11 protein-coding genes are annotated in these 24,883 nt (G+C 60.7%); 5 read left to right on the plus strand and 6 right to left on the minus strand.

Annotated elements, in window-relative coordinates:
* Positions 1 to 88 precede the first annotated feature (88 nt).
* On the minus strand, positions 89 to 643 hold the full coding sequence (locus tag IC757_RS09580; RefSeq protein WP_190974096.1) for a carboxymuconolactone decarboxylase family protein: 555 nt from the start codon (positions 641 to 643) through the stop codon (positions 89 to 91).
* A gap of 87 nt (positions 644 to 730) precedes the next feature.
* Positions 731 to 1,270 carry a peroxiredoxin gene (locus IC757_RS09585; RefSeq protein ID WP_190974097.1) on the minus strand — a complete coding sequence of 180 codons (540 nt, stop codon included), beginning with the start codon at positions 1,268 to 1,270 and terminating at the stop codon, positions 731 to 733.
* A gap of 268 nt (positions 1,271 to 1,538) precedes the next feature.
* Between IC757_RS09585 and IC757_RS09590 the strand changes: the two genes are divergently transcribed.
* Positions 1,539 to 2,441: a LysR substrate-binding domain-containing protein gene (locus IC757_RS09590; RefSeq protein WP_190974098.1), complete on the plus strand. Its 903-nt coding sequence runs from the start codon at positions 1,539 to 1,541 to the stop codon at positions 2,439 to 2,441.
* A gap of 158 nt (positions 2,442 to 2,599) precedes the next feature.
* Positions 2,600 to 4,585 carry a sensor domain-containing diguanylate cyclase gene (locus tag IC757_RS09595; RefSeq protein WP_190974099.1) on the plus strand — a complete coding sequence of 662 codons (1,986 nt, stop codon included), beginning with the start codon at positions 2,600 to 2,602 and terminating at the stop codon, positions 4,583 to 4,585.
* Positions 4,586 to 4,602: 17 nt separating this feature from the next.
* Here IC757_RS09595 and IC757_RS09600 read toward each other — a convergent pair whose 3' ends face one another.
* Genes IC757_RS09600 through IC757_RS09615 form a run of 4 tightly spaced genes read right to left on the minus strand, consistent with a single transcriptional unit; the run spans position 4,603 to position 9,137 of the window.
* The gene (locus IC757_RS09600) at positions 4,603 to 5,640 is read right to left on the minus strand and encodes a DUF4340 domain-containing protein (RefSeq protein ID WP_190974100.1); all 1,038 of its coding nucleotides are present in this window, start codon (positions 5,638 to 5,640) and stop codon (positions 4,603 to 4,605) included.
* Entirely contained in the window at positions 5,637 to 7,478 is a 1,842-nt protein-coding gene (locus tag IC757_RS09605; protein WP_190974101.1) for a GldG family protein, read from the minus strand. The genes IC757_RS09600 and IC757_RS09605 overlap by 4 nt, the downstream gene beginning before the upstream one ends.
* A gap of 1 nt (position 7,479) precedes the next feature.
* Positions 7,480 to 8,220, minus strand: a complete 741-nt coding sequence (locus IC757_RS09610) for an ABC transporter permease subunit (protein WP_190974102.1) — start codon at positions 8,218 to 8,220, stop codon at positions 7,480 to 7,482.
* Positions 8,217 to 9,137 (minus strand): ABC transporter ATP-binding protein, encoded by a 921-nt coding sequence (locus IC757_RS09615; protein WP_190974103.1) that lies wholly within the window; start codon positions 9,135 to 9,137, stop codon positions 8,217 to 8,219. The genes IC757_RS09610 and IC757_RS09615 overlap by 4 nt, the downstream gene beginning before the upstream one ends.
* Positions 9,138 to 9,305: 168 nt before the next feature.
* Between IC757_RS09615 and IC757_RS09620 the strand changes: the two genes are divergently transcribed.
* The 3 genes from IC757_RS09620 to IC757_RS09630 all read left to right on the plus strand — a co-directional run bounded on the left by IC757_RS09620 (position 9,306) and on the right by IC757_RS09630 (position 24,876).
* The gene (locus tag IC757_RS09620; RefSeq protein ID WP_190974104.1) at positions 9,306 to 10,361 is read left to right on the plus strand and encodes a M14 family metallopeptidase; all 1,056 of its coding nucleotides are present in this window, start codon (positions 9,306 to 9,308) and stop codon (positions 10,359 to 10,361) included.
* 482 nt (positions 10,362 to 10,843) lie between these two features.
* Positions 10,844 to 23,887, plus strand: a complete 13,044-nt coding sequence (locus tag IC757_RS09625; protein WP_190974105.1) for a beta-propeller fold lactonase family protein — start codon at positions 10,844 to 10,846, stop codon at positions 23,885 to 23,887.
* Positions 23,887 to 24,876 (plus strand): peptidylprolyl isomerase, encoded by a 990-nt coding sequence (locus IC757_RS09630; RefSeq protein ID WP_190974106.1) that lies wholly within the window; start codon positions 23,887 to 23,889, stop codon positions 24,874 to 24,876. Before IC757_RS09625 ends, IC757_RS09630 begins: the two co-directional genes overlap by 1 nt.
* Positions 24,877 to 24,883: the final 7 nt, after the last annotated feature.

Here is a 24,883-nt window from a genome sequence, read left to right on the forward strand (position 1 = left end):
CCCGAAAAAAGAACCCCGCCGAAGCGGGGTCAAAAAACGGTCGAGGTTTGGGGCAACTTCAACCGATGGAGGGTCTTTTCGGCAAAGCTCAGGCAGCGGCTTCCATGTCGACCGCCTGCTCGGCATCCATCACGGCGGCAACAGCATGCAGCACCGAGGCGATGCGCACCGAATGCTGAATCGCTTCGGATGACACACCGGCCTGCTTGAGAACGCGCTCATGACTGTCAATGCACATGCCACAACCATTGATGGCGGAGACCGCCAGCGACATCAGCTCGAAGTCAGCCTTGTCGATGCCCGGATTGCCGATGACCGACATACGCAGACGCGCCGGCAGTTTGCCGTATTCATCGTTGGAGGCCAGGTGAACAAACCGGTAATAGATATTATTCATTCCCATGATCGCGGCCGCGGCTCGCGCGGCGTTGAGCCAGGCATCATCCAGATGCTTCGACGCCTCGCTTTCGATGGCGGCGATCAGTCCGGGGTTGCGGCTGGCGCGCGCGGTGGCCACGGCCGTGGCATAAATCTGCTCGGCGCTCAGGCCCTCGGAACGCTCCGGGTCGAGCACATTGCCGATATTGATTCGAAGATCCCGGGCGTAATCCGGAATTCGCTGCTTGATGTGATCGATGTTCATGCTGTGCCTCCTGAATCTGACTAAACCCCTGGGAATAAAGCATGCGGGAGCGAGAGTGCTCCCGCATGGTCGCTATCAAGACCTGCCTCAGGCGGCCTTGAGCACGTCGTCACCCGGCTGCCAGTTGCACGGGCACAGCTCGTCGGTCTGCAGCGCGTCGAGGATGCGCAGCACTTCCTTCGGGTTGCGGCCCACGCTCATGTCAGTCACGGAAACGTGACGGATAATGCCCTGCGGATCGACCAGGAAGGTCGCCCGGGTAGCCACGCCTTCTTCCGGATGAAGAATGCCCAGCGCGGAGCTGAGCTCACGCTTGACGTCGGCCAGCATGGGAATCTGCAGGTCCTTCAGGTCCTCATGGTGCTGGCGCCAGGCCAGGTGCACGAACTCGGTATCAGTGCTGGCGGCCAGGACCTGGCAGTCGCGATCGGCAAACTCGTCCGACAGGTCGCTGAATGCCTTGATCTCGGTCGGGCAGACGAAGGTGAAATCCTTGGGGTAGAAGAACACCAGCTGCCACTTGCCTTCGTAGGTGGTGTTCTCGATTTCGGTAAAGGCCGACTCGATGTCGGTGCCAACGGCGGCCTTCAGCTTGTAATTGGGGAACTTGTCACCAATCGTCAACATTTTGTCTGTTCTCCTGTCTTATGTGTGTTGGTTCGTAAACTGATTGAGCACGTACACGACGCACGGGCCCCGTGCGCCAGCCCAAACAGGTGAGGACGACCGCCCCCCACTTCAAATAGATTTTCTATATCATTACCATCCAGAGTGGCTATGACGGGCAGCGACGCGCCGGGCATGCTGAGTGCCCGCAACAGCCCGAGTCCAGGCCAGACCAAGGCCCACGGGTCCACATCCGACCGTGGCAGCAAATTTCGGAAGAGCAGCTACCATGAATATTCGCGCCATCCAGTACCTGGTTGCGCTGGCTGAACTGCGCCATTTCTCGCGTGCCGCCGAACGCTGTCACGTCAGCCAGCCAACGCTCAGCACACAGATTCGCAAGCTCGAGGAAGAGTTGGGTGTTCAGCTGGTCGAACGCAATCCGCGCCAGGTCATGCTGACCGCGGTGGGCGAGGAGGTGGTCGAACGCGCCCGCGGCATTCTCAGCGAGGTAGAGGCAATGCGGGCCATCGCGCGGCGCTCGCGCGATCCTCACAGCGGAACCGTGCGCATTGGCATTTTCCCGACCCTGGCGCCGTATCTGCTGCCGCATGTCGTGCCCTGCATCCGCAAGCGCTTTCCACGACTGACGCTGCGCCTGTTCGAGGAAAAAACCGAGGACGTCCTCGAAATGCTGGACCAGGGCCGGCTCGATGCAGGCCTGCTTGCACTGCCACTCCATCATGACGGACTGCAGGTGCGGGAGCTGTTCGAAGAGCCATTTCTGCTGGCCATGCCCGAGCACCATCGCCTGGCCGAACGCAAGCAGATCGACCTCGATGAACTGCAACACGAGGAACTTCTGCTACTGGAGGATGGCCACTGCCTGCGCGACCAGGCCCTGGAAGTCTGCCAGCTTGCCGGGGCGCACGAGAAACTGGACTTTCACGCCACCAGCATGGAAACCCTGCGCCAGATGGTCGCGGCCAACACCGGGATTACCCTGATGCCCCTGCTGGCGGTCAAACCGCCCGTGGCGGCCACGCCCAATCTCGTCACCCGTCCATTCACGTCACCGGGGCCCAGCCGGCGAATTGCCATGGTATGGCGCAAAACCACGGCCCTGGCCGACTTCCTCGAGGAATTGTCCGCGATTTTCGCTGGGATTGACGGCAGCCTGCTCGAATCCTGATTACCAGACGACACCTGCGAAGCACCAAAAAGCTGCTAAACTGTCGCGCAAGGGCTGCAGGGCCAAATTGCCTGGCCGATGTGGCCTCGATGGCATGCCGGCGTTCGACTCAGACCCGGCACACAAACTGCAATCCACAAGGAACTGGATTCCGCTTCATGCCTGCAGACAAGGGTTCCAACAGCCAGCAGCTGGAACAAACCATCGAGGAACTCCGGCAAGCCGAACGTATCCAGAAGGCCCTTTACCGGATTTCCGACCTAGCCGGCGCCGAACTCGATACGGATGACATCCTCAAACGCTTGCACCAGATCATTTCCGATCTGATGTATGCGGAAAATTTCTATATCTTTCTCTATAACAATGAGAAAGATACCGTCCGCTTTCGCTACTTTGCTGATTCAGCGACCAAACCTGGAGACCTGTCGCAGGACCTTCATCTTTCCGACCCAAATGGTGAGCCCGGAGACCAGGCCAGTACCGACAGAATTACCGCAGCGGAGATCCCTCTGGAAAGCATCTCTCGCAGTCTGACCTGGTATGTGATCCGCTACGGCCAACCCTTGCGCGGATCCCTTGAAGAAATCGAACGCACCTTGCCCGGACCGCTCAAGACACTGGGTGCAGAATCCCGCGATTGGCTGGGCGTGCCCATGCTTGACGGCACCGAAGTCAAGGGCATGTTGGTTCTGCAAAGCTATGAGCAGGAAAACCTGTATAGCGCCGAAGACCAGAACTTGCTGAGCTTCGTTGCCAGCCATGTCCTGACCATGCTGCAGCGGCGCCAGACGCGCCGCGATCTGGAACGGGAGGTCGTGGCCCGAACCCGCGAGCTGGCCGAAGCCAACCAGGCGCTCAAGGAAGAGGTGGACCAGCGCCGTCGCAACGAGCACCTGCAGAAGGCGCTCTATCACATTGCCGAACAGGCCGGCGAAACCGGAGGTGAACAAGACTTCTTCGAACTGGTCCACCGTGAAATCAGTGAGTTGATCTATGCCGAAAACTTCTTTATTGCGCTGCTTGTCGACAACGACACGGCACTGGAATTTGGCTACTACGCAGACAAGTACCTCAAGTCTCAGAAGAAGAGATCTCTGGGCGCCGGCCTGACCGAGTATGCACTAAATTCCGACAGTGGGGTCTTGCTACTGCAGGACGAAATCAGGGAGCTGGTCGACACCGGAAAGATCGAGATCCACGGGCCTTACGCTCACGCCTGGATCGGCGTGCCGCTACAATGCGAAGGTCGCACCCTGGGACTTCTGGCCGTACAGAGCTACCGTGAGGACAGAATCTACCGGACAGAAGATCTTGAGCTGCTGCGTTTTGTCTCCAGCCAGATCGCCAGCAGCCTGGAGCGCAAGCGCGCCCTGGCTTCACTCAAGGAAGCCAAGGAAACCCTCGAGGAGCGTGTGGCAGAGCGGACGAAAGAGCTCTCACGTGCCAACGAAGCACTGGCCGAGCAGAGCCTGACCGACCCCCTGACCGGCCTGCGCAACCGTCGCTATCTGATAGAACAGGCACCGACCGACATCGCCCTGGTCGAGCGTCAGTATCGGGACGCCAAGCTCAACGACAGCGACCGGGTTGCCGAGAACACCGATCTGCTGTTCCTGATGATCGACATCGATCACTTCAAGCAGGTCAATGACATTCACGGTCACGCCGCCGGTGACCGAGTGTTGCAGCAGATGAGCCAGATACTCAATCACTGCATTCGCAAGTCAGACACCGCGGTCCGATGGGGCGGCGAGGAGTTTCTGATCGTCGCCCGCTTTACCGACGCCGACTTCGCGCCCACAATGGCCGAACGCCTGCGCAAGACCATGGCCGAGCACGACTTCGATCTTGGCCAGGGAGAGCGGACTCATCTGACCTGTTCAATCGGCTTTGCCCAATACCCCATGTTCCCGGCCAATCCCGATCGCATCCACTGGGAAGAAGTCATCAACGTGGCCGACCGCTGCCTGTATGCCGCCAAGCAAAGCTGGCGCGACGCCTGGGTCGGTGTCTGCTGGAACGAGCCATCCAGCCCCGAGCCCCTGCCAAAAAGAATTTCACCGGCAATCCCCGACCTGATCGAATCCGGTCGGTTGAAACTATGCACGTCGCGACCGGATCATGTCGGGCTGGTCTGGCCCTGATATCGTGTAAGCCGCAGTCAGTGCACTTCTTCTTTGGCCATCAGAAAATCCTCGAGACGCCGGGTCATCCGGCCATAGCGGTCGGCATCGATCGCGAACTGCCACCCGGACAGGCGAGCGTCAACTGCCGCGGCATCAACGGCCAGTTCGGTAGCCTCGTCGTCGGCCTCATCCGGCTCCAGCGCCGCGGTTTCGGCACTGACACTGAAATGCACCCACTGCCCGGATTCGTCCTCGAACAGGCTGGCCAGGAAATTGAGCCCGTCCACGGTTCTGAACAACGCACGTGTGGCGCCATCGGGTAGCGATTCGTGCCGACGGACATCTTCGAACTCGAAAGCGGTCAGGCTCGTGGCCGGCTCGCTGACATACCACTCCGGTCGAACCTCCTGGTCTTCCGGAACATTGAGCAATACCCATCGACGGTCCTCGGTGTCGGTCGAGCGCAACCGCACGGTGTCACCATCATCATGTCGCAACGTGATCTCGGCCAGCTCCGAGGCCGGAATATCCATCACGGCACGTTCAAGCCAGTCACGAAGGTCAGCCGGAACCTCGGGGTCGCGATCAATCAGCCAGCTCCTGTCCTCGTTTCCCAACCGCGCAAAGCGGCCCGTTCCCGACTGATCCTGGATACCGATAATGACATCGGGCAACCCGGTACCGGGAAACCGTATCAGAACCCCTTCGCCGCCCTCACCCGGATCGGCCACGCCCAGCCGCGGATACCATTCCGGGTTGCTGGTTCGCTCATCCACGCGACGCGCCTCAAGCAGATCGCGCAGCAATGACTGAATGAGAGCAAAATCCGCGCGGAAGCCATCACGCTCACGCACACGCCAGTGCTCGGCATCACGATGCAGCCGGGCCACGTATTCGCCGTCAGGCCCGATGATCTCCAGCGCATCGATTTCATTGACCTGCGTACGCAAATCCGGCAGCAACGCCCGGTCGTCTTCGACTTCGACCGGCTGTGGACCACGCCCCATCATCAGGGCCAGCGTCAGCAACGCAAGAGCGATGACGCCCAGAACAACAACACTTCCCGGCTTCATTGCTGCGCCTCCGCGCTACGCTTTGCCCGCCGGCGCCGACGCCACGCCAGCACAAGCGCCAGCACGGTAACCAGGGCCGGCATCAATCCGATATTGAGCACTTTGACTCGCGCTCCCAGCGCTTCGATATCGCGATCGAGGTCGCGACGGACTTGCCGCAACTGCTGGCGAATCTCGATGCGCTGTTCCATGAAGCGGTCCAGCTCGGCTTCCTGCTCGGATGTCAGTACACTCAGATCGGTATCCGCCCGCGCCTGTTGCAACTCGGTCAGCCGACCCTCGGTTTCGGCAAGCTCCGCCTCCAGTCGCTGCTCGGTCGCCAGCAGGTTCTGCTCGGCCTCTCGCCGCAGCGCCTCGACCAGGGTGAAAGGCCGCGCGGCAGTCGCCCGACTGCGCACACTGATCAGGTCGGCACTGCCCATCAGGTTGTCAATGGCATTGATGACGAAATCGCCGTTACCCGCGAATGGCTCCAGGATACTGGTGCCGAAAAACTGTTGTCGCTGCACCCAGTAACGATCGGCCAGCAGGTCGGTATCGGCCACGACGATGGCTTCAAGCTGGCCAGGACTATTGCGGTGTTCGTCGAAGGCACTGTCAACCTCCCCGCTCAGTCGTGCTGCCAGCACATACTGTTCGCCGGTCGCCGCCACCTCGGCCATCAGACTCCCGGGATCTTCCAGGAACCGCAGTCGTTCGGCGTCGATCAATCCGGCATTGGGGCTGGACTGCATCAGTGGCTTGAGTGTCAATGCACTGTCCTCGGCCAGAGACAAGGCCCCCGGGCTGGCCAGGTTGATCGCATCGAGTTCCCCCGTGACCACATCCTCGCTACTCATGTGCTCACGGGTCACGCCGATGATGCCGGGGTGGCGCACCGGGCGCTGGCCACTCTGCATGGACACCTGCAGGGCCTGCCCGAGATCGGCGACGAAACGATCCGGGTCGAATTCCAGGCCCCAGGCCTCGAACAGCGGATAAAGCGACGAGGAACGCTCCATGGCCATGGCGGCGGCAGGATCGCCCTGCTCGGGGTCGGGATCGGACTCGGAGTACGGATCGACAAACGCCAGCAAGCGGCCACCCCCGAGCACAAACCGGTCGATATCGCGCATCAGTTCCTCATCGAGTTCGGGCGGATGCACGATGACCAGCACATCAAGATCCTGCGGCAAGCCATCGGCCACAGGCTCGATCGTTTCGACCTCGAACATCTCGTCGATCTGCTCACGTACCGCCCAGGCTGGCTGACTCCGACCGGTCTGCATGTCCAGGCGTTCATCCATGGGCAGGCCGCTAAGCAAGCCCACGCGCGGCCGCTCCGGCCGACTGAGCACGTAGATCATGCGTGCCAGTTCGTATTCCAGGGTGGCTTCGCGTGAAGGCGACAGAAAGGGCAGAACCTCCAGCCCGTCAATCATGTTGGTTCCCACCAGCCCGAGGTACAGGCTGTCGCCGGCCGTGCCGACCGGGATTTCCTCCAGCCCGTACCGTGCCGCCTGGTCTTCCTCCTCGGAGAACGGACGCGGGTCGATCCGGCGCACCCGAAGTTGCCCTCCCGACCGAGTCTCCATCTCGTCGAGCAGCTCCTGAACCCGACGGGCGTAATCGCGCACCATGGGAAAATCGCTGCTGCTGCCTTCGCTGAAGTAGAACTCCAGCGTGATCGGCTCCTCGATGGCTTCGAGCAGATTGATCGTTCCCGGGCTGAGGGTATAGAGCTGCTGCTCGGTCAGGTCCAGCCGTGCTCCCTTGAGCAGCGCGCCCGACAGCAGCGTCAGGGCGAGAAACAGCAGGGCGAGAAACAGCAGGGCACTTGCACTGTATAAATGCTTCATGTCAGTCCGCCTTCCTGAGTTCCAGCACGATACGGTTGGCAACCAGCCAGAAGCCGATCACGAGCATGAAATAAACCACGTTGCGCAGGTCGATCACCCCGCGAGATATCGAATCGAAATGCATCAGGAAACTGAGATTGGCAATACCATCGACCAGTGGCTGTGGCAGCCATCCGCGAAACAGGTCAAGCACCATGGGCAAGCCTGAAAGCAGAAAGCCGAAGCACACCACGACCGCCAGGATAAAGGCAACGACCTGGTTGCGCGTGGTGGCCGACAGGCAACTGCTGATGGCCAGAAAGCCGCCGGCCATCAGCCAGCTTCCGATGTACCCGGCCACGATCACCCCATTGTCGGGATCACCCAGTACGTTGACCGTGATCCATATGGGAAAGGTCAGGGCCAGCGCCAGGCCTACGAACAGCCAGGCCGCCAGGAATTTTCCGATCACCGCCTCGGTCGCGGTAATCGGCAGCGTCAGCAGCAGCTCGATGGTTCCGAACTTTCTCTCCTCGGCCCAGAGTCGCATTCCGACCGCCGGCACCAGGAACAGGTACAGCCAGGGATGAAACTGGAAGAAAGGCTGGAGGTCGGCGATCTCGCGCTCGTAGAACCCACCCAGGTAAAAGGTGAAAGCCGCCGACATAACCAGGAAAATCACGATGAAGACGTAGGCCACCGGGGTGGCGAAATAGCTGGCCAGTTCACGGCGCAGCACGACCATGACGTTTGCCGGGCTCATGCTGCCTCCTCGCGGGTAATGGTTCTAAAGACTTCGTCGAGCCGGCCGGTCTCCAGCTGAACATGGCGCACCGGCCAGCCTTCATCCTCGATCACACGGCCCACCGCCCGGAAAAGATTGCCCTGGCCGGACGGGAACACCGTCAGTCGGCCACGGCGCACTTCGACCTCACGGGCTTCCGGCAACTCTCCGAGACGCGAGGCGGCCCGGTCGAGCGCATCCAGCTCCAGGCTGACGGCATTGTGGTAACGCGACTGGGCCAGCAGCCCGCGTGGCGAGTCATCGGCCAGCAGCTGACCGCGGGCGATAATCATGGCACGTGAACACAGGGCATCAACCTCTTCCAGGATATGGGTCGAGATGATGATGATCCGATCAGGTGACATCTCGCGAATCAGGCCGCGGACCTGGTGTTTCTGGTTGGGGTCCAGCCCGTCGGTGGGTTCGTCCAGCACCAGCACAGGCGGGTCGTGCAGGATGGCCTGGGCCAGCCCGACCCGGCGCTTGAAACCCTTCGACAGGGTCTCGACGGTCTGCCCGAGCACACTCCCCAGCTCCAGCCGCTCGACCGAGCGGGCAACGCGCTGACGGCACTCGTCGCCACGAAAGCCTCGAGCCTCGGCGGCAAAACGCAGGAGCTGACCGACGGTCAGTTCGCCATACAGCGGCGCGCCTTCGGGCAGATAGCCCATGACCCGCCGGGCCGCCACCGATTCGCGCACGATATCGTGCCCCAGAACCCGGGCAGTCCCTGAACTGGGGGAGAGAAAGCCGGTCAACATCTTCATGGTGGTCGATTTTCCGGCCCCGTTCGGACCCAGAAAGCCGAGCACCGTACCGGGCTCTACCTCGAAGGAAAGCCGGTCGACCGCCAGCAGGGGACCGAAGCGGCGTGTCAGTTCACTGGCCTTGAGCATCCTTGTTTCAGCCTCGTTTTCGTTTTGGTGTCAGCCGTTTCAGGAACGGGATGGCAATGGGGACAACAGCCGCCGCATTCAAGTTCGATAATCACGGGCCTTTTCAGACCCGCCGGGACAGGGTAGTTTATTGTGCTTTCCGTTGCTGGAGATTCTATGCAGCCGGTCATGCTTGACCATCTGCCCGACGGCCTGCTGGACTGCCACGCCACCGAGCTCAACAACCGACTCCAGGCGCCCACCGTGATCCACCTGTCGGGCCGGCGTCCGCAGCCGGTCTTTGTCTCCGTGCTCCAGCACGGCAACGAGGTTTCCGGGTGGGACGCCGTGCGCCGGCTGCTCAAGGGACGCTACCAGCGCGACCCCCTGCCCCGCAGCCTGATCCTGTTCATCGCCAATGTACGCGCGGCCTCGCGACGGCAGCGCAAGCTGACCGACCAGCCCGACTTCAACCGCTGCTGGCCCGGCTCCGATGCCGGCGACACCCCCTGGCACCGAATGTTTGCCGACCTCACGCGGCACGTTCGCGAACTCAGACCCATGGCCAGCATCGACATCCACAACAACAGCGGAGAGAACCCGCACTACGCTGCCGTCAATCGCATCGCTCCGCAGTCCTTGCGGCTGGCCTCCATGTTCTCGCGTACCGTCATCTATTTCACGCGTCCTCGGGGCGTGCAATCCATGGCATTCGGCGAGTTCTGCCCGGCGGTCACCCTGGAGTGCGGTCCGCCCCACCGGCTCGACGGTACTGACCATGCCATGACCTTCCTGGATACCATTCTCAACCTCGATCAGATTTCCGATCAGGCGCCATCTCCGGAGAATCTCGAACTCTACGAAATGATCGCAACCGTCAACGTCGCGCCTGACCGTTCCTTCAGCTTTGCTCCGGACGGTTCATCGCTGATCTTACGCCCGGACCTCGACCGGCTCAACTTCGAGGAAGTGCCGCCCGGTACGCGCCTGGGCCGGGTCAATGGAGACTCGGGCCTGCCGCTGGTAGCGGTAACTCATGATGGTCACGATGTGTCCGGCGAGTGGTTCTCGGTCCGTGATGGCGATATCGTGACCAGCAGGCCGCTGATGCCGGCCATGCTGACAACCGAGGAGCGCATCATTCGCCAGGACTGCCTGTGTCACCTGATGGAACGCCTGAGTAGTGAGCGCATGGAGACCGAACACGCCCGACATCGGTCGACATTGCCCGAAAAACGCTACTGAATACCGCAAAATCCTCTCAAAAAAAGCAACTTGATGCCGCGGCAGCGTCAACATTTTCGCGGATGCAACCGACAGCGGTTGAAAACACGGGAGTACGCAGGTACCCTGAAAGTGTGACGAACATCAAGTTTTCGTGCGACATCCATCCAGCGTAATAGAACATCAGATATTCGAGCTTTGAGGTAATTGGTTCACGCCCGGATCCGGATTTTCAACCATCCGGTCCTGCCACAGCGGCAACTGCCACAAGGTTTTCCGGAGCATAACGAGGGACGCCGCCAGGCCATCACGCAACGGGACGTGAGGGCTGGAATCCAGCCTAATCCGGAACATCACCCCTTCTGAAGTCTGCGCAACGGGTAATCAGCACGGCAGCTGGAGAGCAGCCGGAATCACAGGACCGGTGTGCTCGTTCTTGCAGGAACTTCGAGGGAGAAGCCGTGAAAATTCGATCAGGGACTGGCCGCTTTCCGGGCGCAGTGATGACCGCAACCTGGACCGGCATCGTGCTCGCGGCATTGCTGGCAAGCCAGGCACTCGCCGCATCCGACCTCATCGTCGAGTTCACCGGGCCGTCTGAATACACCCCCGGCACCAGCGGAATCGAATATACGCTGGCAATCGAGAACGAAGGTGAGGAGACCGACGACGAGGTATCGGTCGAAATCGACTTTCCCGAAGGTCTCGATGTCTCCTGGACCTGCAATGCCCCTTCCCCTTCCAATTGCAGCCCGCCGGAGAGCGGAAACGGCAATATCGACGAAGACGGCAACGAGATTGCTCCCAATCAGACAATCACCTACACCCTCACCGTCGAGTTCGATTCCGATCTTGACGATGATCCGCTGGAGCTGACCGCGGAAGTCACCGATGGTGACACTAACGAGTTGTCCGAAACGGTTGAGAGTGATCTGCGACTCGAAGCCGACCTGAGCATCACCAAGACCGCGACCGAGGAAACCTACGTTCCCGGAGCCAGTGTCGATGAAGCCATGGCCATCACGGTCACCAACGACGGGCCTTCGGATGCCTCCGACGTGCAACTGGTCGACAACGCCCCCGTGGGCATGACCATCGATGCCTGGGATTGTTCGGGCGAGGACGGCGCAAGCTGCCCGGAAGCGGACGGGTCGGGAGACATCGACCAGACGCTCGCCATTCCCGCCGGTGGCACCCTGATCTACAACCTCGATGTCAGCTACGACAGCGATGCCGAAAGCGAAACACTGACCAACACGGCAACCCTTTCCATTCCCGCAGATCTCAATAATCCCGACGGCGAGACCGAGGAAGACAGCGTGGAACTCCATCGCGAAGCCCGCGTCGACCTGTCGGCAGCCTTCGCACCCGGCCTGCCTGACAACTACGTCCCGGGCACTACCGGCCAGGCATACAGCGTGACGCTGGCCAATGATGGCCCGGCCGACGCCTCCGCAGCGACGGTCACCATCAGCTACCCGGCCGACGACATCGACAACCTCGGATACTCCTGCTTGCCGGCGGACTGCACTGAACTGTCCGAAGACGACGGGGAGCTGGAAATCGAGGTCGAGCTGGCAGCGGATGCGGAAATCGACTTGCAACTCCAGGTTGACTACAACAGCCGGGCCCTGTCCGACCCGCTGGAAATCAACGTCTCGATCGCTGCCGGGGATGACGACGTCGAGACCGACACTGGCAACACTGCCGACCAGGCCAGTTTCGATATTGACCGCCGTGCCGAAATCTCGGTCGAGAAGACCGCGACCGAGGAAGAAACCGCGCCGGCAAGCGAATTCGCATACGAGATTCGCGTCACCAACAGCGGTCCGAGCGACCTGGGCCACGACCCCGACAGCCAAGACAGCGTGATGGTAGAAGACATTTTCGACTCGCTGCTCAACGGCATCGCAAGCGAGTGCCCGGACGGCGACGGCAGCACCCCATGCTGGACCTGGTGCACCACCGACCACGGCGATACCGGCGAACAGGGTGAAGGCATGGAGTTCGGCCCGGACGACTGCCCGGGCGATGTCGATTTCGATAAAGGCAACATCACCGACCTGGCGCTTTCGATTGCGGCCGGCAACACCAGCCTGGTCCGGGTATTCGTGTCGACCTCCCCGACCGCTTCGGAAGGAACCATCTCGAACACGGCGACGGTTTCACTGCATTCGGAAAGTCCGGTCACCGAAGAAGGCTCACCGGATGACAACATCGACTCCGTGGACGTGAACGTCATCGTTGCCTCCGATCTGGCCATTCTCAAGGAGGACGATACCGACAATGCCATTGCCGGCACCGAACACGAGTACGAGATAGTCGTCAGCAACCCGGGGTTCATCGGGGCCGAAGGAGTCGGTGTGGTCGATCCTCTACCGCTGTACGAAAACGAAGAAGATGTCGGTTTTGTTCCCGGCAGCATTCAGTTCAGATGCCAGGCATTCGGCAACGCCGACTGCAATCTCGATGGCCAGAGCGGAACCGGCGGGGAACCCACCGACTGGTACGAGGCAGACGAACTCGATGAGTTGATTGACCTCGGGTCCGAATCATTTGTTGTCTACACGGTTGTGGGTACCATTGATCCCCGCGCCGAAGGCGATCTTGTAAACCATGCCGAAATCATCCTGCCCGATGGCTTTGACGACCCCAATCTCGACAACAACGAATCGACAGTCACCACCAACGTCTTCCCCGAAGCCGACTTGCGAATCGACAAGTCGCTGATCGATTTCCAGCCGGAGACGGGAGATCCTCCCTACACCCTGACCTACCAGATTGATGTATCCAATCGCGGGCCCAGCTACGCATTCGATGCGACCATTGCCGACGAGCTTGACAGTGACCTGTTCGCCGACGGCAGCGCAAGCTGGTATTGCCTGGTTACCGAAGCCGTCGACCAGACCGAGTGCCTGACAACCAGCCCGGACACGCCGATCACCGGGGTCTCCTCGGTTGAGGAATCAGTCGATATCGCACCCGGCGGCGAAGTTCGGCTGATCATCGAGGTCGAGACCGTTGTCATTGCCGAGGGAGTCGTGATCAACACTGCCTCGGTCACCTCCCCGGCCGGCACTGCCGATACCACGATCGAGACCAACCTCGCCGGCGAAGCCGATCTTTCCATCAGCAAGACATCGAATCGGACTTTCATCGCCCCGGGCAGCGAGATCGAGTACGTGATCACGGTCGAGAACGACGGGCCGGACAATGTATTTGGCGCCGCGGTCACCGACATCTTCCCTCCGGAGCTCGAAGACGTTGCCTGGAGCTGTGAGGCGACCACGCCGGTACCCGGTGATCTGACCTTTCAGCGCATGCACTCCCCGTCGGAGTCCGGGGCACGCGCCTCGCTGGCCAGCCATGACGGGCGCCAGATCTATGTAATAGCCGCACAGGAGGATACTGGTCGGCTGCTGATCTACGATCGCGATCCCACGCCCGGCGCGACTTTCGGGCGCATCAATCTGCTCGAAACCCATATCGAAGGCATACAGACGCCGGGTACGGGCTCGACAGTGCGCGGCTTGCACGCACCGGTCGACATGGTCATGTCGCCCGATGGGGAATACATCTACGTGTTGTCCGAAGAACTGTTCATGGAAGGAGACGAGGAAGAGAACATACCCGACGAAACCATCGCACCGGCCATTGCCACCTTTGAGCGCAATACCAATCCGGCCGATCCCGACTACGGCACGCTGACCTACCAGGATCAGGTTCGCGATGATCTGCCCGAGGATGCGCGACGCATCACGATGACCAGCGGTCACATCTACGTTTCCGGTGATGAACAGATCGCGATATTCAACCAGGACCCGGCCACCGGCCTGCCCGAACACCAGGATGATCACGAAGAACCCGGACTGGATAGTCCCGGCTCGTTGATCATCGACCACCGTAACGACATCCTGTTTGCCGCCAACGACGAATCACCCGGCCTGTTTGCATTCACCATCCGCCCGGCCGGTGGCAGTCATCCGGCAGGCAGCCTGGACAAGCTCCATTCCATTGACGATGCGGAAACTGAAGATCTGGTCGACCTGGTGCTGGCCCCTGATGCTGCTCATCTTTATGGCATGTCGGCCGGCGCGAATGAACTGATCGTTATCGACTACTCGGATGTCAACGAGACAGAAGAGATCAGCGTTGCATTTCGCTATGAGCCACCCGGCGGACTTGGCGACGACCTGTTCGGCCCGTTTTCGCGCCTGGACATTGCCATCGACGGTGAGCATGTGCTGGTGACCAGCCGCGACGAGGGCGCGCTGTACCGGTATCGCCGCGATGTCATCGGCGGCGGGTTATCACCCGAGGAACTGATTACAGACGACGAGATCGACATCGACCCCGGCGAGGGTGAGGACGATGGTCCTGTGCTCGAACAGGCCAGCGACATCCTGATCACGCCTGACGGTCGTCATGCGCTGGTGATTGTTGACGATTCACCCGCCGGAACCCTGGCACGATTCTCGCGCCAGGCGCCCGACCCGCTGTTTGCCTTTATCGAGAAAGAAATCGACGAGGAAGTCGACGGCATGCAGTCGCCCAATGATGTTGTCACCAGCCCCGACGGTGCGCATGTCTACACCGTCAGCCTTGAAGACGATTCTCTGAGTGTATTTGCCCGCAATCCGGCCCTGGGACTGACCGATGACACGCTGGGCCAGCATCTCGACCACCGCATCAGCTACTTCGACAGTGATGATGAAATCGATGGCCTGAATGGTGCCCGCCGTGTCTTTGTCAGTCCTGATGGAAGAAGCGTCTTCGTGACCAGCCAGAACCATGATTCACTGGCCGTTTTCGATCGCAATACCGACGAGGGGAGCGCCGAGTTCGGCTTTCTCACCTTCCGCGAGCAATTCCGTGCCAGCGACATCGACAGCCTGGGTGGCGCCAAGGGCATGGCCATGGACTCGGAAGGACGCAATCTCTATGTTGCCGGCAGTTTCGATCGCACCATCGCGATTTTTGATCGCGACCTCGACACCCTGGGGCTTTCCTACCGACATTCGGTGCGCAGCGGTCAAAGCGGGGTCAGCGGCCTGGACGGGATTCGCGACCTGGTCGTGACCGGCGACGACGAACAACTGCTCGGCGTGAGCGTGACCGACAATACGCTGGTTTCGTTCGAACGCAACAACGACCTGGTCAGCGCTGATCGCGGCGACTTGAGGATGCTGCAGGTCATGCAAGGCGGCATCGGCGATCGTCCCGTGGCGCTGAGCGTGCCACCGGCCGGCGGCCGGGGCGCCGGCGAGCATGTCTACGTGGTCAGCGAGCAGAGCCACACGCTCGCCGTGTTGCGCAGGGTCACCGATCCGACCAGCTCGGCATTTCGCCAGATCCAGCCCATATCCATTCTGAACAACAACGAAGACGACATCGAATCGATGTCAGGCCCACGCGATGTCGAAGTCAGCCCCGACGGCAACCGTGTCTATGTCGCCTCCCCCAACGATCACTCCATCCTGGTGTTCGATCGTGACGTCAATGAATCGGGGCAACGCTTTGGCGAACTCAGCCTGGTCGAGACCCGAGCCAATCGCGTCGATGGCGTGGCCGGACTTCGCCAGGTGCGCTCGCTGACAGTCAGTCCCGATTCCCGCAATGTCTACAGCGTCAGTTTCGGTAGTCCGCCAGCCGATCGGGCCTCGCTGTCGGCATTTCTGCTCGGTGCCGGTTCCAGCTGCACCGCCGGCGGTGGCGGCAACATCGACGACCGGGTCAACATCGGTGTCGGCGGTGCCCTGGTCTACCGCGCCAATGCCACCGTGAGGGCCGATGCCACCGGCATGCTGGAAAACACCGCCATCGTGTCGCCACCCGAGCGCTTCAATGACCCGAATCCGGGCAACAACTCCGACACCGACCTGATCAGCCTGATTCCCGAGGGCGATATCAGCGTCACCAAGACGTCCGAAGACCTTTCGGTTGTTGCCGGCGAACGGGCAGCTTTCGAAATCACGATCAGAAATCCCGGTCCGAGCAACCTTGTGAATGAACCGGATCACGAACTGACGCTGACCGATTCGCTCGACCCCAACGTATTCGACGTCGACGGCGCCACCTGGAGCTGCGAGGCCAGCGGTTCGGGATCGCTGGAATTTCTCGATGCCTATCTGGCCGATACGGAAGAGCAGAACGGCGGATTCGAGTCCATCGGCAATCTGACCGGCCTGGTCCGAACCGAGATCCAAACGGTCAACGGTCACCTGCCGATTCTCGCGGGCGCCAGCACGTTTGACGACGCCATTTTGCTGTTCCCGCTCGACGAGGTCGATGGCAGCGTTTCCGATCCGGTCATCATCCGCGACGGCGATGTCGTCGGTGTTGGTGAACAGATGGTCGCTTCGCTGGCCGGGGCGCGCTCGCTGGCAGCCAGCGCCGACGGTCGTTTCCTGTATGTCGCCAGTCGGATTGCCGATACCGTGACGGTGTTCGAGCTGATTGCGGACAACGGCACGCCGGGCGTGGAACTGATTGAAGTGCAGGACGGCCATACCGGTCTGGACCGTGCCGTTCACCTGGTACTCGGCCCCGACGATGAACAGCTCTATGTCGCCGGCAGCAACGACGATGCCGTGGCCGTGTTCGGCCGCGACGAAGTTGACGGCAGCCTGAGCTTCATCGAGTCCGAACAGCACGGCATCTCCGACCCGAACGACAACGGCGGCACCGTCGACGGCCTGCTTGATGTCGAGTTTCTCGTGCTGAGCCCGAATGGTTCGCAGCTCTACACACTATCGGGCAGCAGTGGGCGCATCGGCCTGTTCGAGCGAGATGCCGACACCGGCGAGCTGGCGTGGAACCGCAGTTTTGGCGAGACTTCATTGCTCGAGCCGACCGCTGGCATTGGCTCGGCCGTCTTCGACAGCGACGGACAGCATCTGTATGTCGCGGCTGCCGGAGCAGATCGGATTCTGGTTCTCGATCGCAATAGCGATGGTGAGCTCTCGACCGCCTCGACCATGGTCCATGGCGAGGACGGAATATTCGGCCTCAACGGCGTGCGGCACCTGGCCCTGACCGATGACGACAATCACCTCTATGCCACCAGCCCGGTCGGCAGTTCGGTTGCCTGGTTCGTACGCGATGCCGAAGACGGCTCACTGAACTACGGCGGTCTCAGGGCCGATTCATCGGCCCTGGTCGAAGGCCTGCTCGGTGCATCGGACATGGTCTTCGATGCTTCACTCGATCAACTCTATGTCGCCGGAAGCCAGGAACCGGCGCTTGCCCGTTTCGACCGTCAGGCCGACTCCTTCTGTACCGCCAGCGGAACCGGCAGCATCGAGAGCGAACCCTTCAACATCGGCGCCGGCGGCACGGTGACATTCCATATCGAAGCTGATGTACTCAGCTCGGTCGACGAGCAGATCACCAATACGGCAACGGTCGTGGCCGACCGCGACAGCAACACCAGCAACCACTCCGACTCACATACCAACCCGATCTCCCGTGTCGCCGACCTGGTGCTGACCAAGGACGACGGCCTGAGCCAATACGACGGACTGCAAGGCGCCGCTGCGGTGGCCGGCACAGGCGACTTTGTCTACGTGGCCGGACGAGATGACAGTGCCATATCCATCTTCCGACGCAACGACAACCCCGGATCCAGTGATTACGGAGAGGTGATGTTCGACGATGTCGTGCGCGACGGCGATGCCGGACTGACCGGTCTCAACGGGGTGACGGACCTGTTGATTGACTCGAGCCAGTCGCACCTCTATGCGGTATCGCGCACGGACAACATGGTTATCGTCTTCGAGAGAGATTCAGTTACGGGCGCAATAGAGCCCGTGCAGTTCTTGCAGAACGGGGTCGACAACGTCAGCGGACTTTCTGGCGCCCATGTGATGACCATGAGCGGCGACGAGGCACACCTGTATGTCGCCAGCGAGTTCTCCAACTCCATCGTGGCATTCAGACGCAACAACGATCCCGATGATGATCACTACGGAGAGCTCGAGTTCCTGCAACGTATCGAGGATGCCGTCGACGGTGTCGCGGGCATCGGCTCGCCGATGTCTCTGGCGCTTTCGCCCAACAGAATGCATCTGTATGTACTCGGGCGTGATTCCGACACGCTGGCACTGTTTCAACGTAATCCCAGTGAAGGAAGCGCCGGCTTCGGTCAGCTCAGCTACACCACGCACTACACCAACGAATCCGACGACGTGGCCGGTCTTGGCGGCGTGCGAGACCTGGCCATGTCGGCCGATGGGCTGGACCTCTATGTGCTCGGCGACGACGCCGGCACCATTGCCCTGTTCGAGCGAGACGAATCCGATGGGCACCTGGAATTCATCGAGTTCCGTCAGGACGGATTCGGTGACACCACCGGCCTGAACAATGCCGGCGTGATCAAAATCAGCGACTCCGGCGACTTTCTCTACGTTGGTGGCGAGGAAGCCATCACTGTCTATGCCATCGACCCGGAAGATGCCACCATCAGCCTGGTTGAGCAGATCGCCAATGGCGATGAAAGCCCGCTGACCGGCGGTGAAGTCTTCGGAGTTCAGGAAATCAGCGACCTGATGATCAGCAGCGGTGGTCAGCATCTCTATGCCACCGCGGCGGGATCGGATGCCCTGCTCACCTTCGAGCGTGGCCTGATCGATGCAGGCGATCTGCATTTCCGCGATATCCTCATCGACGGCCTTGGCGGTATCGCACCCGGGGAAATGGTTTTCTATACCATCGTGGTCGAGAACCTGGGCCCCAGCGACGTGCCCAGCGCGGTGGTCATCGACGAATTCCCCGATGAGTTCGAAGATGTGACCTGGTCGTGTACTTCCAATCCGCTGGCCGGTTGCGTGGCGGATGAAGGCGAGGGAGACCTGGATACCACCGTCAGTTTGCAGGCCGGTGGCCGAGTGACCTTCACCGCGGGCGGTCGAATCAAGGACGATGCCAGCGGCACCCTGGTCAATACTGCATCAGTCAGTGGCTCAGGATTCCTCGATCCCAATCCGGAAACCCAGCAGGACACCGACGACGACACTGTCCTGGCTCCGGCCATGAACCTGGTTGTCGATATCGATGCCGGTGATTCGCCCGCTGTTCCCGGCGCACCCATCGACTACGAGATCACGGTGACCAACCTCGGACCATCCTACGCGCACAGCATCGCGCTGCAGGACTACATTCCCGCGGCACTCTACGACATTGCCTGGCAATGCACGCCGGATCCACGACCGGGAATGCTGAGGACGGCAAGAGCCGCGGACGAGCCCCTGACCGCCCATCACGACATCGTCTTTGCAGCCAATGGTCGGCACGCCTACGTCGCCGGCATCGACAGCGGTCTAGCCTCCGTTTCCGCCTTCCGTCGCGCTGCCATCGGCGGCCGACTGGAAAGGCTGCAGACCCTGCGCCAGGGCCAGGATGACATCATCGGACTGCAGGGCGTGAGCGCGCTTGCCCTGAGTGCTGACGGCCGTTTCCTTTATGCAGCCGGCAGCGATGCTGACAGCATCGCCATCTTCGAACGTGACACGCTCAGCGGAGAACTGGAGTTTCGCGAAGCCATCGATAATTCCGATCCGGACATTTCCGGACTGGGAGGAGTCAGTCAGTTGCTGGCCAGTCCGGATGGCGCCAGCCTGTATGCGCTGGGCAGCGCCGACGATGCACTGGTGGTTTTCGACATCAATACCGATAACGGATCGCTAGAGCCGATTGAAGTGTTGCGCCAGGGAGAAGATGGTATCGATGGGCTGAACACACCGTCTGACCTGGCCTGGTCGGCCGACGGCGACCTGCTTTTCGTGACGGCGACTGACAACCGCTCGCTGAGTGTATTCCGTCGCAACCCCGCCACTGGCACGCTCAGCCAGGAGGCCGTCCGCCTTGACTTCCAGATCACCGAAAGCTCGGAGGCACTGACCGACCCGACCTCGATTGTGGTCAGCGAGGACAATGAGTTGTTCATCTCTTCCCCGGACGCCGACCGTATCGATCAATTCGAGATCGTGATTGACGAGGACGACGAGATCGAACTGCAATACACCGGCGCCCTCACCGCCGACACACTGGATCTTGACAATCTCGACTCTCCCGACCGGATGGTCTACGAGGCCGATCGCAGACGGCTCTACGTTCAGGAACAAGAGCGCGTCCTGCTCATCGGGCTGATGCGGCCTGAACCGGAAATTATCCAGACCTACTCCGGTGAGCCAGAGCTTGCCGGTCTTTCGAATGTGGCCATGGGCCCGAATCAGAGCCAGCTCTACACCCTGGCCGGTGAACTCACGTCCTGGAGCCGCGAAACCGGTTCGCGTTGTCCGGTGCTTGGCGACGGCAACCTGGGGCGCCAGTCCGTCGAAATCGCCGCAGATGGCCAGCTGGTCTACCAGGTCAGTGCCATGATCCAGGCCAATGCCAGCGGCGAGATCCACTATCGCGTCGACGCGGATACTCCGCTGCCCGAACAGGAACTCAATCCGGAAACAAATACACGCACCGACGTGAGCACCCTGGTTCCGACCCAGGATCTGGCCAACGTCAAGTCTGCCGTACCCGATCCGGTCGTGGCCGGCGAATCGATTCGCTACTACATCGACAGCACCAACGCCGGACCGAGTGATGCGATGATGGCCGCGTTCCTGGATGAGCCACCCATTCACCCCGAAGAGGAAGGCGGATTGATCGAGGGAACCGGCACATGGTCATGCGAGGCCAATCCGCCACTCGACGAACCGCAAAGCCATGACTCCGGACTGGTGCTCAGTGATGTGCACTTTGGTCAGGACACACTCTACGCAGTCAGCGCGGAAGCCGATTCTTTGCTGATCGCGCCGCTGGACAATGGCTTGCCAGACTTCGAGTCAGCCCAGGTCATCACGGATCCGACAATCGCAGGTGCCTCGGCCCTGGATGTCAGTGATGACGAACTGAATGTTTACGTGACCGGCTACCAGGCCGACTCCCTGACCGCATTCACCCGGGCCGAAGCAGACGACCACTTCGAGTTTTTCGAATCCTACGTCTCCGGCAGCAACCAGGTTTTCGGAATGTTGCAACCGGTTGATGTCATGCTCTCCGGCAACGGTGAGCATGTCTATGTTGCCAGCCGTTTCACCGGCACATTAAATGCCGGTGCCATCGCCATGTTCGAGCGCAATAAAAACACCGGCGGCCTCACCTTCATCGCACATATCGGCGATGGTGCCGGCACCATCGCGCCAGAAAGCGAGGTCATCGTTCAGATCGAGGCCCTGAGCATGGCGCCCAACGACCGCGACCTGTATTCGGTCGCCTCGGGCTCGGATTCGGTGGCGCATTTCACGCGCGACGAACAGACCGGCACACTGACTTTCGAGACGGTCTGGCGCAATGGCGAAGACTCGGACAACGGCGCCCTGGCTGCACTGAATGGCGCCTTCGATCTGGCCACCAGTCCCGGCGATCGTCATCTCTACATCCTGGGCGACGATGGACTGGCACTGTTCGACCGCCATGACAATGGCGATCTGACCTGGATTCATTCCTGGCAAGACCTGCCGGAAATGGGCGAGACCGCCGCCATTCATCTCGATCCGGCAGGCACTCGCCTCTACCTGGTCGATGATCAGGCCATTCACGTGTTTGCACGCGACTGGACCGACGGCATGCTCGATCATCGCCACAGTGAACCCCTGAACGGCGGCAGCTTGCTTGCCAGCGACCGCTCCGGCGGCACCCTGTGGTCTATTGCCAACGACGAGCTGCTGACATGGCCGGAACTGGCCCTGTCACGTTGTCTCGATGCTGGCGGCGAGCAGGATGTCATCGATCTGGATATCGATCTTGGCGTCGACGGATATTCCACAATCGTCTATGACGCCATGGTGCATCCCTCGGCCCGGGGCGAACTGATCAACGTGGCGGGCATCGTTCCCGGCGAGGGAGTGGACCCGAATCCGGACAACAGCGACGGCATCTCCGTGACCGAGATCGAGGTGGTTTCCGACCTCGCCATCGAAAAGACCGGGCCGGCAGAAGCAGTGGCCGGGGAGCATGCAAGCTTCACCTTTGTTGTCACCAATGCCGGTCCGAGTGACGCCCTGGGCATTGGCGTCAATGATGTAACCGACCCGGCTGATGCCCTGATTGACCAGCAGTGGAATTGCACGGCCACCGGCGCGTCCACCTGTACGGGCAGCGGTGACGGCAGCGATTTCAGCGCCGATCTGCTCGTTGGCGACGAGCTGACCATCGAAGTGGATGCAACCATCGCCCCCTGGGTGATCGGTGAGCTGCAGAACACCGCGTTCATCATTCCCGAAGAGGACGCCACCGACCCCAACCCGGAAGACCAGACTTCCTCGCATGTCACCGAAGTCTCGGCCGTAGCCGATGTATCGATCCACAAGTCACTCGAAGGCGACAGTGTGGTGGCCGGGGAGTCCGTGACCTGGATCCTGCAGATCGACAATGCCGGCCCAAGCGACGCACCCGAAGTCGCCGTGACCGACCTCGTCGATGCTCAAATCGAGAACGTGAACTGGAGCTGCACTGGCACCGATGGCGGCAGCTGCCCGGGCTCAGGAAGTGGAAGCCCGGAATTCAACGCCAACGTACCGGCCGATGGCAGCGTCACGGTCTCCGTCGGCGGCGAGCTCCCCGCCTCGGCCACGGGCACGGTATCAAACACGGCTTCAGCCTGGCCCGCCGAACCGGTTGAAGACCCGGATCTGCACAACAACGAGTCGTCGACCAGCCACGAGATCGTCATTGCACCCGACCTCGCGCTGTCCATTGATGGCCCCGCCGCCTTTGATCCGGATGGCTCCGGCGAGCTGAACCTCATTCTGACTATCGACAATCTCGGTCCTTCAGACGCAATCGACTCGATCGTCGAGTTTGCCTTTGACGAGCCGATCTCGGCACTGGTCAACAATGCTTGTGTCACCGAAGAAGATGGCTGGATGTGCGACAGCGGCGCACTTACCGTCGGTGAAGCAACAAGCATCGAAGTACAGGTTTCGGACCTTGCCGAGCTCGATGGTGTGGAGGACAGCCTGACGCTGAGTGGCGTGGTATCGACGGTGCATGATGATCCCGATCTTTCCAACAATGACGCATCACATGTCATTGATCTGGTCAATGGGCCGGATGTCACCGTCGATATCGACAATCACCAGGAAGTGGCTGTGCTGAATGAAGTGGTCACCTACATCATCACTGCAACCAATATCGGTTCACAGATGGCAGAAAGTGTGAATATCAGCGCAACGATCAGTGAAGACCTGAGCGATGTGGAGTGGATTTGTCAGGAGGAAAGTGATGTGGCTTGCACCGCCTCTGGTGTTGGAGATCTTGCCGATACAGTTCACCTGGATGCCGGTCAGACTGTCATTTACGAACTCACCGCACAAGTCACTCCGAATCTCGACAACCACGACTCCCCCGTGATCCTGGTCCAGCAGGCCGAAGCGAACCTCGCCGGCAATGACGACATTAATCCGGATAACAGTTCGGACTACGACAAGACCACGATCAAACTGGTCATTTTCCGAGACCGGTTTGAAGCAACGAACGATGGAGGCAATTGATGAAAGCCGTATTGACCGCAATCGCCACACTTCTCATCGGGCTGGCCGCCGGCTGGTGGCTGGCCATGCAGCAATCAGCCGAGCCTCCACCGGACAACTGGATTGCCGAGATCAACGGCGTCTACGTCGGTGAAACCGAGTTCATTGCAGAAATGGAGCGCCGTGGTGGCCAGCGCCCCGGTCAGTATCACGAGCTCGACCAGAAGAAGGAGCTGCTCGACTCACTGTTGTATCGCAAGGCCGCCGTGCGAGCTGCGCGCGACGCCGGGCTGGACCGTGAACCGGCCACATTGCGTGCCATGGAGCGAATCCTGGTCAACAAGTACGTGCAGGAAAATCTGCGACCCAGGCAGGAAGAGCTTCGCGTTACCGACGAGGAAATCGAAGCGGTGTATGCCGAACGTGCCGAGGAATACAGTGTGCCGGCACGCCGACGTGTTGCGATGATCCGAATTGGCGTACCCGAACAGGCCAGCGAGGAGATGAAGCAGGCCGCCCGAAATCGGATCACGGAGGCCTATGAAGCCGTTCAGGAACTTGACGAGGACGTCGTCCACTTCGCAGCGGTGGCGCGGGAGTATTCCGATCACCAGACCAGTCGCTACCGTGGCGGGGCCATCGGCTGGATCGGCGAGCATGCCACAGAACGCTATCGCTTTGATCCGGTCGTCGTCGAGACCGCCAACCGGATGACCGATTCCGGCGAGACATCCGGCATTCTCGAGGGTGACGACGGCCTGTACATCGTTCGCCTTGTCGAATATCAACCTGAGCGCAGCCGACCGGTCGACGAGCTAGCCACTGGCATTCGCCAGGGGATCCTGCGCGACCGGCACCGGGAAATCGAGAACGAGTTCCGCGAGGACCTGCTTTCGCGCTTCGATACCCGCATTCGCATGTCACGCCTGGAAGCCATCGAGCCGCTGGGTCCCCCGGCCCGTGACGACCGTGAACCGCCGGCAGTACCTGCTTCCGGCTCGGAGAGGTAGACAGACC

The sequence above is a fragment of the Wenzhouxiangella sp. AB-CW3 genome (assembly GCF_014725735.1).
GTDB lineage: Bacteria > Pseudomonadota > Gammaproteobacteria > Xanthomonadales > Wenzhouxiangellaceae > Wenzhouxiangella.